Annotated in this window: 11 protein-coding genes; 9 read left to right on the plus strand and 2 right to left on the minus strand. The window is 51.5% G+C overall.

The window, feature by feature from the left end; all coding sequences use genetic code 11:
* Nucleotides 1-69: 69 nt before the first annotated feature.
* The gene (locus ACFQ0N_RS13470; RefSeq protein WP_379326820.1) at nucleotides 70-942 is read right to left on the minus strand and encodes a sugar phosphate isomerase/epimerase family protein; all 873 of its coding nucleotides are present in this window, start codon (nucleotides 940-942) and stop codon (nucleotides 70-72) included.
* A gap of 312 nt (nucleotides 943-1,254) precedes the next feature.
* On the opposite strand from ACFQ0N_RS13470, the gene ACFQ0N_RS13475 reads away from it, so the two are divergent.
* From ACFQ0N_RS13475 to ACFQ0N_RS13485, 3 genes are read left to right on the plus strand one after another with little or no spacing between them, the layout of a single operon-like run.
* A complete protein-coding gene (locus ACFQ0N_RS13475) occupies nucleotides 1,255-3,564 on the plus strand; it encodes a glycosyl hydrolase family 28-related protein (protein ID WP_379326822.1) in 2,310 nt (769 codons plus the stop codon).
* 23 nt (nucleotides 3,565-3,587) lie between these two features.
* Nucleotides 3,588-4,607, plus strand: a complete 1,020-nt coding sequence (locus ACFQ0N_RS13480; RefSeq protein WP_379326824.1) for a Gfo/Idh/MocA family protein — start codon at nucleotides 3,588-3,590, stop codon at nucleotides 4,605-4,607.
* Nucleotides 4,604-5,608, plus strand: coding sequence for a Gfo/Idh/MocA family protein (locus tag ACFQ0N_RS13485; RefSeq protein ID WP_379326826.1), 1,005 nt, complete (start codon nucleotides 4,604-4,606; stop codon nucleotides 5,606-5,608). The genes ACFQ0N_RS13480 and ACFQ0N_RS13485 overlap by 4 nt, the downstream gene beginning before the upstream one ends.
* A 580-nt stretch (nucleotides 5,609-6,188) precedes the next feature.
* On the opposite strand, the gene ACFQ0N_RS13490 is transcribed toward ACFQ0N_RS13485, so the two are convergent.
* Nucleotides 6,189-7,091, minus strand: a complete 903-nt coding sequence (locus ACFQ0N_RS13490) for an AraC family transcriptional regulator (RefSeq protein ID WP_379326828.1) — start codon at nucleotides 7,089-7,091, stop codon at nucleotides 6,189-6,191.
* Between the two features lie 202 nt (nucleotides 7,092-7,293).
* Here ACFQ0N_RS13490 and ACFQ0N_RS13495 point away from each other — a divergent pair, with 202 nt between their 5' ends.
* The 6 genes from ACFQ0N_RS13495 to ACFQ0N_RS13520 all read left to right on the plus strand — a co-directional run bounded on the left by ACFQ0N_RS13495 (nucleotide 7,294) and on the right by ACFQ0N_RS13520 (nucleotide 13,482).
* Entirely contained in the window at nucleotides 7,294-8,106 is an 813-nt protein-coding gene (locus ACFQ0N_RS13495) for a sugar phosphate isomerase/epimerase family protein (RefSeq protein ID WP_379326830.1), read from the plus strand.
* A 32-nt stretch (nucleotides 8,107-8,138) separates the two neighbouring features.
* Nucleotides 8,139-9,089, plus strand: coding sequence for a sugar phosphate isomerase family (locus tag ACFQ0N_RS13500; protein ID WP_379326832.1), 951 nt, complete (start codon nucleotides 8,139-8,141; stop codon nucleotides 9,087-9,089).
* A 33-nt stretch (nucleotides 9,090-9,122) separates the two neighbouring features.
* Nucleotides 9,123-9,827 carry a PIG-L deacetylase family protein gene (locus ACFQ0N_RS13505; RefSeq protein ID WP_379326834.1) on the plus strand — a complete coding sequence of 235 codons (705 nt, stop codon included), beginning with the start codon at nucleotides 9,123-9,125 and terminating at the stop codon, nucleotides 9,825-9,827.
* Nucleotides 9,828-9,851: 24 nt separating this feature from the next.
* Entirely contained in the window at nucleotides 9,852-10,880 is a 1,029-nt protein-coding gene (locus ACFQ0N_RS13510; RefSeq protein WP_379326836.1) for a Gfo/Idh/MocA family protein, read from the plus strand.
* A 36-nt stretch (nucleotides 10,881-10,916) separates the two neighbouring features.
* Entirely contained in the window at nucleotides 10,917-12,419 is a 1,503-nt protein-coding gene (locus ACFQ0N_RS13515; protein WP_379326838.1) for a type 2 periplasmic-binding domain-containing protein, read from the plus strand.
* 130 nt (nucleotides 12,420-12,549) lie between these two features.
* Nucleotides 12,550-13,482, plus strand: a complete 933-nt coding sequence (locus ACFQ0N_RS13520; RefSeq protein ID WP_379326840.1) for a carbohydrate ABC transporter permease — start codon at nucleotides 12,550-12,552, stop codon at nucleotides 13,480-13,482.
* Nucleotides 13,483-13,493 lie beyond the last annotated feature (11 nt).

A 13,493-nucleotide genomic window follows, 5' to 3' on the forward strand; every position in this document is an offset into this window, starting at 1 on the left:
ATTTCAGCTTCTTAAGTATGGTGCGGTCGAGAGGACTCGAACCTCCACGGTATTGCTACCGCCAGCCCCTCAAGCTTCTTCCCAGAACCGTTTTACATTGTCCATGCCGATTTTGGAACCGGTGCGGCAATCTTCCATTCCCTCGAACTCGACGGTCACATATCCATCGTATCCGGATTGCTTGATCAGTTTAATAACTTCGCGCATTTCGATGTCGCCATGGCCGATAATAGCGCCCCGCAAATAATTCCCGTTCGCAGTAAGAAACCAGTCTCCCCCGGTTGGTGGCTGATAGTATGGGCGGACATAAAAATCTTTAATATGTATAAGTGAGGCATACGGCAGATTTTTCTTAACGCCGACCAATGGTGCTTCATCCGCGCACAAAAAGTTGCCTACATCGAGCGTCGTTTTGAAGTTGGGCCGGTCAACGGCATGCAACACGCGCTGTACTCTGTCGCTGGCCTGCACGGAAAAACCGTGGTTTTCAATCGTTGTTGTAATCCCGAACTGAGCCGCGTAATCGGCAATCCGGCGGCTTCCCTCGACGATCAGGGAGAGGTTGTCCTCCACGTATTGGATCGTCATTTTCTCCTGCGGCAGCGTAAACGCCGTCACATCATGGCGCATATGGCGAATTCCCATGCGAGCCAAGAGGTCGACATGCTGCTTCAGGCGCGCCACTTCTTCCTGGAAAGCAGCATCTGTCTCCTGGACAAAATTGGCCGGAAGCGAATAGTTGGATAGTTCGATCCCAACCGCGGCCGCTTTCTCCCTGACTGCATCAGCCAGCTCCAGGTTGTCAACGAGCGTAAAGCCGTAGGGGACGATCTCCATATGGCTGCCGCCGTTTTCTTTGATCCAGTCGATAACGTCAAGAACGGTCATTTCGCCTGCTTTAATGGCAGGCAGCAAACTGTAAGTGCTAAGTCCGATTTTCATCGCGATTACTCATCCTCCAGCTATCAAATTGTTATGCATGGCACTAGGTTGTCGAGCTCTGGAATGGCGCAGATAAATGCTTGAAGCATTATTCTGAGAAAGCGGTTCCCTCGCTCATACTTTGTATTCTATACCGGAAACAGCCGGATTTGAAGAACAATTGTGCAAACGAACCGGATTAATAGATAAATGACAGTGCAAAAAGAGCGGACAATCAGATAAAGCAGCGGCAGATCTTCCTGTGTATAATAGTAATCACTAAAGATGATAGCGCTTTCCATACTTATACTTTTATGAGGAGGATGCAAGCACATGTCAGAGAAAAAACGTTCGATTTCCGAGCAAGAGGTCAAGAAGCCGGATATGACCCGCAGACAGCTGCTGACGACGATCGGGATAGCCGGTATCGCGGCAGCGTCTGGCAGTTTATTCGGCGGGGGAGTCGGAAAGGCGTTTGCCAATGAAGCGAACCCGGAGAGCCTGGCTGGCAGCCCGGACAATCTTGTTATTAAGGATCTGCTCGATCTTGGCTTGTGCGTAACACTTACGATCGCCGAGCTGCGGGCGTGGACGAAGGCCCCGCTAAACGGGCTTTACTACATACGCGATGCTGGCAAAGAAGGGCCGTTCGTCTATGATCCGAGCGATACGACAGCGGCGGATAATACCGGCACAGTGCTTGTATCGGCGGCAGGGGCGCGGTTTAAGCGCATCATCGATAAAGACGGAGTCAATATTAAATGGTTCGGGGCAGCCGGCGACGGCATTACAGACGATACGCAGAGCATTCAGGATACGATTGATGCTGTAGCGGCTATGGGCGGCGGCACAGTGTTCATCCCGAAGGGTACGTATATCGTTTCTCCAAGCGGCAAGAAGCGGATTGCGCTGCGCAGCAATGTGAATATTGTAGGCGCAGGCCATGAGGCCGTTGTCAAGGTGAAGGATGATGCAGGCGACTACTGGACGATCTTCGGCGGTTTTTGGGGAGAGGAAAAGGTGGAAAATGTGCGGATCAGCAACTTCCGCATCGACCAGAACCCGCTTAAAAATACGACATGCAGCATTGATCCGAAAAAAGACAATGTGCAAGACTACGATTGGCGCCAATTTAGTATATCGCTGTTTAATTTCGAAAACATTGCGATCGATAATATGCGTTTCGATCCGACCTGCGGCGTCAATACGATCACAATCAACAATACGGCATGCAAAAATGTCTTTATTTCGGATTGCTATTTTAATTTTGTAATGGCCAAGGGGGATCCGGATTACGATAATTCCGCTGTGTATATGAACAACCGGTCGCATACGATTACCAATTGCCGTTTTTATGCTGCACCAGGCAACAAAGCGATTGGCGCAATGGAAACGCACACGGGACAAAGTGTGATTTCCAACAATATTTCCGACGGGTATGTAACCGGCATTCATCTGCAGGCAAGCGAGGTGAGCGATGCCTATTGCGATATGACGATTGTTGGCAATACATTCAGCAATGCCAATCAGGCGATTCAGCTGTGGCCGCGGCATGAGCATCCGATCAAGAATGTCACCATTACCGGCAACACGATCAGCATCAACAACAAGACCTATAACCGGGCGATGCAATACGGGATTGGCTCTTTTGCCGGCGAGTTTTTGCCGGATACGGGAGCATTCGAGAATATTACCGTAACGGGCAACACGATCCAGTTCCAGGAGGAGCTGACGAAGCGCCAGACGCTGGTGGAGATCTACGCCTTCGGGATCGGTTTTATCCGGGCAGCTGACCTGCGGAATGTCATTATTAGCGACAATGTCATTAAAAATCCGCCGCTCACCGGCATCCGGGTCGGCAACCGCAAAAAAATCGGCGTCGTTTCCAATGTGCAGATTACCAACAATGTCATCATCAATCCGGGGCATTATCCGGCGGATGCCGAGCTGCTGCGGACGGGCATTCTGGTTATGTCGACGGCTGATGGCGTCGATATATCGGGCAACTATATTACTGATACTTTCGATGCGCTTAAAGGCCTGTACTCGATCCGGCTTAGTGACGAGGATGGCTCGTTCTCGAATGCGTGCGTCAGGAATAACTTCATTACCGCCAAGCAAGGCGGTTTCTGGCTCGATTTGAGCAAAGCTGTCCAAACGGATGAGATGGAACAGGCTTTCCGCTTTGCGCCTGCATTCCCGCCTGCTTCAGGCAGCTATGAAGCGGGGGCGATTCTTTATATTACCGGAGCCGATGCCACCGACGGCCCTGTCGGATACAAAGTGACGTCTGCCGGCACGGCTGGCACGCTTGTTGGCGTCAAGGCGACTGGCAGCGGCTCGGCCATTACCGTTACGAATTCGGCCCAACTGCGGGTAGGGCAGTGGATCGTGCTGGCATCCGGCAATCAGACCCGCCGCATTATGCATATTGCCGGAGACGTGGTGCGTTTGAATGAAAGTTTGTCCGCTTCGGTCAATGGCACATCAGTAGCATTTGCCGCGCCAGTCTTCAAGCCGTTCGGAAATATCGGCAAGCTGCCGGCGATTGGCAATACCAACGGTCTAAATGTGAAGAAGCTGGAGCAGGAATTGAACCTCGTGAAGCAAGCTTTGCGGGATTACGGCATGATTCACGGGTAGAGAGCGGATAGGAGTGGTTGGAAATGAAATTCGGCATTATTGGCTGCCGACACGGACACATCAGCTCTTTTATAACAGAGATGATCGAGCTCGGCCATACTTGTGCAGGCATCTATGAACAGGATAAAGCCTTCGCAGCACAAATTGCTGCCCCCTTCGGCATTCCTGTGCTGGATTCGGAGGAGCCGCTATTGGCAGATGATATCGAAATTATCGGATCTTCCGCCATAAACAGCGAGAAAATTGCCATTATCGAACAATGCGAGCGTTACGGCAAAGCGATTATGGTCGATAAACCGGCCGTGGTGAATCGGGCGCAGCTGGAAAGGCTGAAGGCCGTACTGGACCGGGGGCTGATTCAGGTGGGGATGATGCTGACAGAAAGATTCCGCAGCTCGACCGCCGCGCTGCATCGCCTTATTCAAGAAGGCAGGCTGGGACGGATTGTAAGCATATCGACGCGCAAGCCGCACCGGCTATCTCCGGAAGCCAGGCAGCCATGGCATTTTGAGAAGGAGCATAATGGAGGCATTATAGCCGATCTGTTTATCCACGATTTCGATTTGCTGCGCTGGCTGACAGGATGCGAGATTACCGGCATTCACAGTATGATGAGCAAACGGATCATGCCGGATAAGCCAACCTTTTATGATGCGGCGACGGCGCAGGTTATGCTGGGAGGTGGCGTCATGGCGCAGCTGTATGCGGATTGGCATACGCCGGCCAAAAGCTGGACATGGGGAGATTGCCGCCTGTTTGTCGTTGGTACGGAAGGAAGCGCGGAGCTGCGCCTGAATGGCGATCCGCTGGTTGCTCACGAAGAGCTGCTGCTTTGGGTGTCCAACGATCATGCTTATGAGCGGCTGGAGCTTGATGCGGTACCGGTTAACTGCACGGCTGATTTTCTGAACCGGATTGCAGGGAAGCCTGCTCTAGTAAGCCATGAAGATATGTACATGGCATGCCGGGCTACTGTGCTGGCCGATGAACAGGCGGTTATTTACAATCATTTCGAGAGCGAATTGCAGGAGGCCGAACGATGATTGTGGAACGAAAAATTCGTTTTGCCGTGCTTGGCTGTGGCGTTATATCAAAGTTTCATATTGAAGGCATTACCCGGGCGGCAGAAGCGGAGCTGGTGGCCGTATGCGATGCGGATGAGCGGCGGGCGCATGAGACGGCGGCGCGCCATGGCGTCAAGGCGTACACCAGCTATGAGGAAATGCTCCAGCGGCCGGATATTGATGCGGTCTGCATCTGTACGCCAAGCGGCATGCATGCCGGGCAAACTGTGCTGGCCGCCGCGGCTGGCAAGCATGTCGTATGCGAGAAGCCGATGGCGCTGAGGCTGGAGGATATCGATACGATGATTGCGGCCTGTGAGCGGGCAGGCGTTTATTTGGCGACGATCTTTCCGCGCCGCATGTCGCCGGCCGCCAGGTATGTGAAGGCGCTGCTTGAGGAAGGTCGGCTGGGCAAGCTGAGCTTATGCGCAGGCTACGTAAAATGCTACCGCGACCAAGCCTACTATGACAGTGCCGGCTGGCGAGGGACATGGGCAATGGACGGCGGCGGAGCGATGATGAATCAAGGCATTCATACGATCGATTTATTGCAATGGCTTGCAGGGCCGGTGGAGCGGTTGTATGCCTATGCGAGCCATGTGCTGCGTACAATCGAAGTGGAGGATACCGCGGTCGCTGCGCTTTGTTACCGCAGCGGCGCGCTCGGCTCGATTGAAGCGACGACAACGGCTTATAATCAGCCGGACCATCGGATCGTGATTCATGGGGACAAGGGAACCGTCATTTTGACCGGCGATGAGATCACGACATTGGATCTGCTGGGAGAGCAGGTGGAAATCCCGGCATTCCCGCCGTTTCAAGTGCTGCCGGATGGCCATGCCGAACAAATCCGCGACATGGCGCAAGCAATACTGGAAGGGCGGCCGCCGTGTATTACAGGGGAGGACGGGCGGCATTCGCTGGAAATTATTTTGGGCGCCTATGAGTCGCAGCGCCTTCGCCAGGAAATAACATTGTAAAAAAAGCTTCGCTTTCAGTTTCGGCTGAGAGCGGAAGCTTTTTTTGATTACACGCCAGAATTTATAAAAGTTCTCATCACTCGCCGATTTTGCTAACGAAACCTACAATCGTTATTCGGGCAAAATGGGGCTTGAAGAGCTTGCCGCACATTTGAGGGTCTCAGAGCGCCAAACGATACTCTTCATGAATTAGTAGACAAATATTTTCTTTCCATTGCATGCGGGATTCAGCAGTATCGTACATACCGCCTGGCGCATGAGCGCTAACGGATGTCACGGCCGCTATTTTCGAAAATTCGACCGATCTGAAATTGTAACGGAAGTGTGTTCCGCTATTTGACGATATTTAGCACGGTTTCGCGAGAAAAAGGCCAATTAAGGTCGCTCAAATCCGTTAGATTTCAAAAAGAGGTTCTATTGGCGAAATAACGTCGGTGACTTCCGTTAGATCAAACGACTCTTCTTTAGTTTTTCGTTTTTCGCCCTAAAGAAGCCAATTAGTTACATAAAGTCCATTTAGTTGTATTTTCCCTGAAAATCGGGGCGCCGCCAGGCTCCGCACCGGCCGTCCAAACAGCGATTAATGAAGCTTCATCCAGTAAGAGCCGGCGTTCAAGGTACGGGCATACTCGGACGGGGTCATGCTCGTCGTTTTTTTAAATTGGCGGGAGAAGTAGTGAACGCTGCTATAGCCGAGCAGGGCCGAGATTTCGGTTAAATTGTAGATATCTTCCCGTATATACAGCTTCGCCCGTTCGATCTTCATCCGGTTCAAATATTCCATTACCGCACAGCCTAATTGCTTCTTAAACAGCAGGCTGAGCTGGGTCCGGCTAATGGAGAACTGATCGCATAGATGCTCCAGCATCAGCTTGTCGGCCAGATGCTCCTCCATGTAAGCTTTCATTTTATCAATTAACTGCGCCTCCTGATTTTCCCGGGTGCTGGAGGACAGATGGTGTTTGTTGTCTGTATCGCAGCCATGGCGAATCAAGTGGATTAGCAGCGCTTCCAAGTAGAAGCGGAACAGCTGCTGGCTGCCGAAAGGGGCATCCGCGCGCACATGCAATCGCTTGCCGAGACCGACTGTGTCGGGTGTAAAGGCGTTGAAGCCTTCCTTCATCAGCATAGAGAGAATGATTTTCTCTTCATTGCGCAGGCGGAATTTTTTGTGCTGCAGAAAGAAGGACATCGCCGGCGAGTCGCACTCAAAGGTAACGATGAACACATTGGGGGCGATTTTGCCGTTGCTTTTAGGAATATGAAATTCGTTTGGCTCGTGAAAAAGCAGGTCGCCCTGCTTCAATATATAGTTCCCGGAGTCGGTCTCCAGCTCGATCTCGCCTTTATCTACATAGTAAAGCTCCCAGAAATCATGCTGCTCTCCGGCATAATGATAGTCTTTGGACAATTCAAAGTAGTACAGGCTAATCAATTTCCTGATTTCAATTTCAACCTGAATTTCATGCCGCGGAAATCGCATCGCTCTTGCCCCTTTCACTATCACGAATTCTCTTTATTTCAATTCCACAATCGGCCCCCGAACTCCTTTCAACAAGAAGTGCAAAAAAACGGAATAATGGTGCAAAATCGTGTGCAAAAAACAAAGCGCATCGTCTAAAGAAATCCGGCGTATTCCGCGTTAAGATAACGGTGAGACGAGAGGATGAAAGGGGGAGACGCACTTGGAGATCGGTGTTGTCAACCTGTTGAAAAATGAAGGACGCTGCTTCGAGCATGTAAGCCGATTCGGGTTACAGGTATGCCAGCTGATGGGCTGGGAGCCTCATCTGTGTACGCCGGAAATCGCTGATACTGTGCGGCAGGAGTCTGCCAAGCATCAGGTCCGCGTCTGTGCGATGTGGGGCTGGGTATCTGGGCCGGGGCAGTGGAATTTTACGGAAGGCCCAACGACCCTTGGCCTAATTCCGGAGCAGTACCGGGAGGAGCGGGTGCAGACGCTGAAGAACTGGGCTGATTTTGCCGAAAAAATCGGCGCTCCGGCGCTCGTGACCCATTGCGGTTTTATTCCGGAAAATATGACGGATGATAACTATGACGGCGTGGTTGAGGCCATTCGGGAAGTAGCCGTTTATTGCAAAAGTAAAGGGCTGGAGTTTTGGTTTGAGACCGGCCAGGAGACGCCGGTTGTACTGCTTCGCACGATAGAGCGGGTAGGTACGGGCAATCTGGGCATCAATCTCGATCCGGCCAATCTGATTCTGTATGGCAAGGGCAACCCGATCGATGCGCTGGATGTTATCGGACCCTATATAAGGAATGTGCATGTGAAGGATGGCATGTACCCGACCGATGGCGACAAGCTGGGCAAGGAAGTGCTCGTCGGCACAGGCAAAGTTAATTTTCCGGCATTTATCGCCAAGCTGCAGGAAATCGGCTACACTGGCGAGCTCATTATTGAGCGTGAAATATCGGGAGAAGAACAGGCGCGCGATATTCAGAAGACGGTCGACAATTTGCGGCGCTGGATTGGCTAAAGCGGCGCATGATGAATAGGAGGGCAAATAAGATGAATTTTCTTTCAACCTGTAAAGGATCGCTGATGGAAAGCTTTTTCCCGCAGGGCTGGGATTTGGCGAAGATCGATCAATGCGCGAGCGGAAGTAAAGCGGATTTTTACTTGCGCCAGCCGCATTGGCATGAAGGCTTCCAGCCGGTGCCTTGCGAAAGTTTGGAGCAGTTCAATGCTTATATGGGGCATGAAATTGCCTGGACAATCAAGGAAGCGCGCGACCGCGGCGAGAAGCTGGCATTGATTCTTCCCGTGGGACCGATGGGGATGTACCAATGGACGGTCTACTTTTTAAAAGCGTGGAATGTTAGCGCTTCCCATGTGTATGGCTTCAATATGGATGAATGGAGCGATGCGGAGGGCAACACACTGCCGCCGACCAATTCGGGCGCATTCCAGTATGCGATGGAAAACAGTTTCTACAATCTGCTCGGCGAAGGGACAATACCGGTCAATCAGCGCTATTTTGCCACAAAGGAGCAGCTTCCGACCTATGCCGCAAAAATTGCCGAATTGAAGCAGGACGGAGCCAAGCTGGCCGTCATCTACGGGATCGGCCGCGTATTCCATATTGCCTTCTGGGAGCCGCAGTTTGCCGGCGAATACGGTAGCGAGGCTGAATGGGCTGCGCAGACTCACCGCATCGGCGCGAAGCTGCACCCGCTTACGATTGAGCAGAATGCGATTACGAGCTTCAAAAGCCGGACGACGCTTGTACCCTGCTATGCCAATACGATCGGGCCAGGGCTATTCCTCCAAGCCGATTATGCGATCGGCGGGGCGGACGGGGCACTGGGGCGCGGCATGATGTGGCAAGGGATGTCGCTGCGCACGACGCTGAAGTACGGGCCTGACCCATGGATCCCGTCAAGCTATATGCCGACATTGCCTGGCAAGCTGTTCTTCCTGGAGGAGCTGGCCGCGCCGCTTGAGCCGGAGTTGAACTAATACAAATCACAGCACAAGGGAAGGAGTGTATCTATGAATATACTAGCGGTTGGCGCACACCCGGACGATCTGGAGATTTCCTGTGCGGGCACACTCGCCAAGCTGAAGCGGGCCGGACATCATATCATCATGTGCAACGCCTGCAAGGGCGACAAGGGCCATTATCATATTCCGCCGGATGAATTGACGGAAATTCGCCGCAAGGAAGCATTGGCATCCGCCGCGCTTATTTCATCCGAGGTGCTGACGCTTGGATTTGGCGATGGCGAGCTGCTGGCGGAGAGCCAGGAGAATCGTATGAAATTTATCGACTTGGTGCGCTACGCCCGCCCTGACATTGTCATTACGCATGCACCGAATGATTATATGCCTGACCACATTGCCGTAAGCCAGCTGATGTTTCATGCGACCTTTTTTGCCACACTGCCATCGTTCCGTACAGAAAATCCGGCGGCGGATAAAGTGCCGGCGCTCTATTATATGGACAATTTATCGGGATTGGAATTTAACCCCACATTCTATGTCGATGTGACCGATACGTTCCAGACCAAGCTGGATATGCTCGAAAAGCATCAAAGCCAGCTGGTATGGCTGAAGGAGCATGATCAAGTAGACATTATGGATTTTGTGACAACATTCGGCAAGACGCGCGGTATCCAGGCGGGATGCACCTATGCCGAAGGCTTCGTACAGCATATGGCGTGGACGCGCCCGAACGCGGTCCGCTTCCCGGTCTAGATGAAGAGAGAAGGAGAGAGACGAATGCTCAAGATTGGTTTAGTGGGCCTTGGCTTTATGGGGCGTACGCATTTTCGCAGCTATTTGCGCCTGCAGGAAGCGGGCGTCCCCATTCAGCTGACAGCCATTTGCGATGGCGATGACAATAAGTTTAACGGCAAGTTTGCCGAAGGCAATCTCGAGGTCGATCATTCGGGCGCGGATTGGAGCCAGTACAATCTTTATTCCGATCTGGAGACGATGCTGGCGGAGGAAGAGCTGGATGTCGTAGACATTACACTGCCGACCTTTCTCCATGCCGAGACGGTCATTAAAGCGCTCAATAAGGGCCACCATGTCCTTTGTGAGAAGCCGATGGCGATGACTAGCGAGGAAGGCCAAGCAATGATCGAGGCTGCCCGGAGGAGCGGCAAGACGCTGATGATCGCGCAATGCCTGCGCTTCTGGCCGGCATACGAATATTTGAAGGATACCGTCGCCAGCGGCCGTTACGGCGCAGTTTTGTCCGCCAGCTTTTTCCGCGGCGGCAATCCGCCCATCTGGACGCATAACAACTGGATGGTGCGAAAGGAGGCGAGCGGCGGCGGCTTGCTGGATTTGCATATTCATGACGTCGACCTGATCAATTGGCTGTTCGGGCCGCCGGACGCCGTCTCGACAATTGCCCGGGATGTGCTGCCGGAAAGCGTATACGATATTGTGTCCACCAACTATATATACCCAGATCAAAAGGTCGTCAATGCGCAGATGGACCGTACGCTATGTGGCGATTTCGGCTTCAAAATGATGTACCGCGTCAACTTTGAAGGCGGGAACCTTGTTTTCGAGAACGGTGTTCTGACCGATAACCCGCAAGCGGAGAAGGGATTTGTCCCCAATTTGCCGAATGAAACAGGTTATTATCGGGAAATTGACTACTTTATTCAATCGATCCTTGAAAACCGTCCGGTAGAACGGGCCTTGCCGGAAGATACGCTGCGGACGCTGTTCATTGCTGAGGCGGAGCGCGATTCTGCCGAGCGGAATGGTGCAATTATAGCATTGGCGAAATAGGATGCGAACAAGATCACTTTATAGGGGGCTGTTAGGATGAAGAAGGCGAATAAGTCACTGGGTATTTTGATCATTAGTGCAGGGCTGATTAGCTCATTAGCCGCTTGCGGCAGCAACAGCACAGGCAGCGACGGCAGCAGCACGGGCGGCAACGGCAATAAAAAGCCAGTCCAGCAGGAAGAAAAGGGAAACACAACCACACCGGATCAGCAAGCCAAAGAAGAAGTGTATGAAGAGAACGGGCTGCCTAAAGATCAGAAGGTTACCCTGAAGCTGGCATTTTGGGAAAATGCCGGGGGCAGAGAATGGATCGACAAGGCGAAGGACTCATTCACGGCTAAATTCCCGAATGTCACCTTCGATGTGACCTATTCGCCGAAGATCGACACGATTATTGGCACCAAAATTGCCGCCAATGATGATGACGATATGTTTGATATCTTCTCGACCAACATCGGCAACAATGTCAATCCGCTTGTCGATAACAACAAAATCGAGGTTTTAGATGACCTGTGGGATCACAAATCATATGACGAGAGCGGCAAAACGCTGAAGGAGCTGGCACAGCAGGGCACCTACGAGGTTCGCCCGAGAATTAAAGGCAAAATGTATGCGCTTCCGATCAGCATGAGCGGTACAGGGCTGTTTTTCAACAAAAATCTGTTTGAGCAAAAGGGCTGGAACCAAAATCCGAAAACATGGACAGAGTTCAATCAGCTTGTGGATGCTATTAAAGCGGACGGACTGATTCCGATTACCTATCCGGGACAATACATCAATTACCTGGAATATTCGCTCGGCTTCGCCAAAATGTTTGAGCTCGCAGAAGCCAATGGCAATCTCGAAACCTTTACGAACAGCTTCCGCAACCATGTGCTGCCGGAATATACCTCTCCGGAATGGACAGAAGTGTATCAGCGCATTTATGAGCTCGGCAAAAAAGGGACGTTCCCTGAAGGCGTAGCGGCACTTACACATACGCAGTCGCAAATGCAGATGCTGCAAGGACAGGCGGCGATGGTCTCGACAGGCGTATGGGTTGAGAACGAAATGAAGGATTCGACGCCGGCCGATTTCAAATGGGGTTATATGGTCATTCCGATGACGGAAAATCCTGATGCGACCAAATATTATCAAACGTCATTGTCCAATGGCCATTATATCTGGTCAGGCAAGCCGGAGCTCAATAAAAAATGGGCAAAAGAATTTCTTGTCTGGCTGTGGAACCTCGACGTACAGCAGTCGGTTGTTGAATCCGGTTCCCTGCCGATCCGCGCCGATTATTTGACTGATCCGCAGCGTGCAGCGAAGCTGCAGGACGCACCGAAGGCGCTTTTGGAGTATTTGAGCAATAACAAAATGATGGGCGAGAACGGTGTACGGAATGTAACGCTTTCCGACCCGACCGTTTTGCAAGCGAAGAAAGTGATGGATGAAGCAACGAACAACATCGTGCTGGGCAAGCAGGATCCGCTCCCGAAACTGCAGGAGGCTGAGGCACTGCTGAAGAAGGCAATTGACGCCCAGGCTGCACAGTAATCAGGTGCTTGCTGCAGAGAGGTTAGGTTAGGCGCCTCCCTGCAGCAAACTTACCCAGAGCGAGTCAATTTCATTATGCCGCTGGCGGCTGTAATCCATTATGAAATTGACTCAAAAAAGGAGCATGTTTATGAGTGAAACAGCGGTACCAAAAGTAAAAACAAAAATGATGCACAAGCTGCAAGTGCAAAAATGGTTTTTTATTTCCCTTTCGGTCATTCCCGCTTTCGGGGGCTATGTCCTGTTTACCTTGTATCCCAATATTTTGTCAGTCTATTATTCGCTTCTGCAATGGGACGGGATATCGGATCCGATCTTCGTCGGCCTTAAAAACTATGTCGTCATGCTGCAGGATAAGTATATGTGGCGGGCTCTGTGGCATAACCTGATCTTTATGCTGACCATCCCTCCGCTCGTCATTTTTATTTCGCTGATTCTCGGTTATCTGTTAACGAACAAGGGTTACAAAGGCAGCGGTTTTTTTAAAATATTATTTTTCTTTCCTAACGTACTTTCCACGGTTGTTATTGCTTTGCTCTGGGCATTTATCTATGACGGCTCGTTCGGCATTTTGAATTCCTTTCTGAAGCTGATTGGCATCCCGATCGGTAATTTCTACTGGCTGGGAGATGAAAGTACGGCTATCTGGGCGATTATTCCTCCATATGTATGGGGGGGAGTCGGCTTTTACATTATCATTTTCGTCAATGCGATGGTCACGATACCGAAATCGCTCTATGAGTCGGCCATATTAGAAGGAGCCACCCATATGCAGCGTTTGTTTCGCATTACGATTCCGCTAATTATGCCGGTTATCCGGGTTGGTATTTTGTTTCAGGTACTGGGTGCGCTCAAAGGATTCGAGAAAGTGCTCATTTTGACCAATGGCGGACCTTCAGGCTCCACGGATGTGATCGGCTTGTACATGTTCAATCTGGCCTTTGGAAGCGAATATCACAATTACGGCTACGCATCAGCAATCGGCATGTTCCTGTTCGTCGTGCTGGTAGCCTCAAAATTGCTTATGGATAAATTTATACCGGATCGGTCGGTTGAATATTAGTGTTGCGTGCT

The organism is Paenibacillus sp. GCM10027626 (assembly GCF_042676285.1).
GTDB lineage: Bacteria > Bacillota > Bacilli > Paenibacillales > Paenibacillaceae > Paenibacillus_Z.

What these genes read in the sequence shown, in the direction of transcription:
- ACFQ0N_RS13470 (WP_379326820.1), bottom strand. Translation starts at nt 942, where the DNA reads ATGAAAATCGGACTTAGCACTTACAGTTTGCTGCCTGCCATTAAAGCA.
- ACFQ0N_RS13475 (WP_379326822.1), top strand. Translation starts at nt 1,255, where the DNA reads ATGTCAGAGAAAAAACGTTCGATTTCCGAGCAAGAGGTCAAGAAGCCG.
- ACFQ0N_RS13480 (WP_379326824.1), top strand. Translation starts at nt 3,588, where the DNA reads ATGAAATTCGGCATTATTGGCTGCCGACACGGACACATCAGCTCTTTT.
- ACFQ0N_RS13485 (WP_379326826.1), top strand. Translation starts at nt 4,604, where the DNA reads ATGATTGTGGAACGAAAAATTCGTTTTGCCGTGCTTGGCTGTGGCGTT.
- ACFQ0N_RS13490 (WP_379326828.1), bottom strand. Translation starts at nt 7,091, where the DNA reads ATGCGATTTCCGCGGCATGAAATTCAGGTTGAAATTGAAATCAGGAAA.
- ACFQ0N_RS13500 (WP_379326832.1), top strand. Translation starts at nt 8,139, where the DNA reads ATGAATTTTCTTTCAACCTGTAAAGGATCGCTGATGGAAAGCTTTTTC.
- ACFQ0N_RS13505 (WP_379326834.1), top strand. Translation starts at nt 9,123, where the DNA reads ATGAATATACTAGCGGTTGGCGCACACCCGGACGATCTGGAGATTTCC.
- ACFQ0N_RS13510 (WP_379326836.1), top strand. Translation starts at nt 9,852, where the DNA reads ATGCTCAAGATTGGTTTAGTGGGCCTTGGCTTTATGGGGCGTACGCAT.
- ACFQ0N_RS13515 (WP_379326838.1), top strand. Translation starts at nt 10,917, where the DNA reads ATGAAGAAGGCGAATAAGTCACTGGGTATTTTGATCATTAGTGCAGGG.
- ACFQ0N_RS13520 (WP_379326840.1), top strand. Translation starts at nt 12,550, where the DNA reads ATGAGTGAAACAGCGGTACCAAAAGTAAAAACAAAAATGATGCACAAG.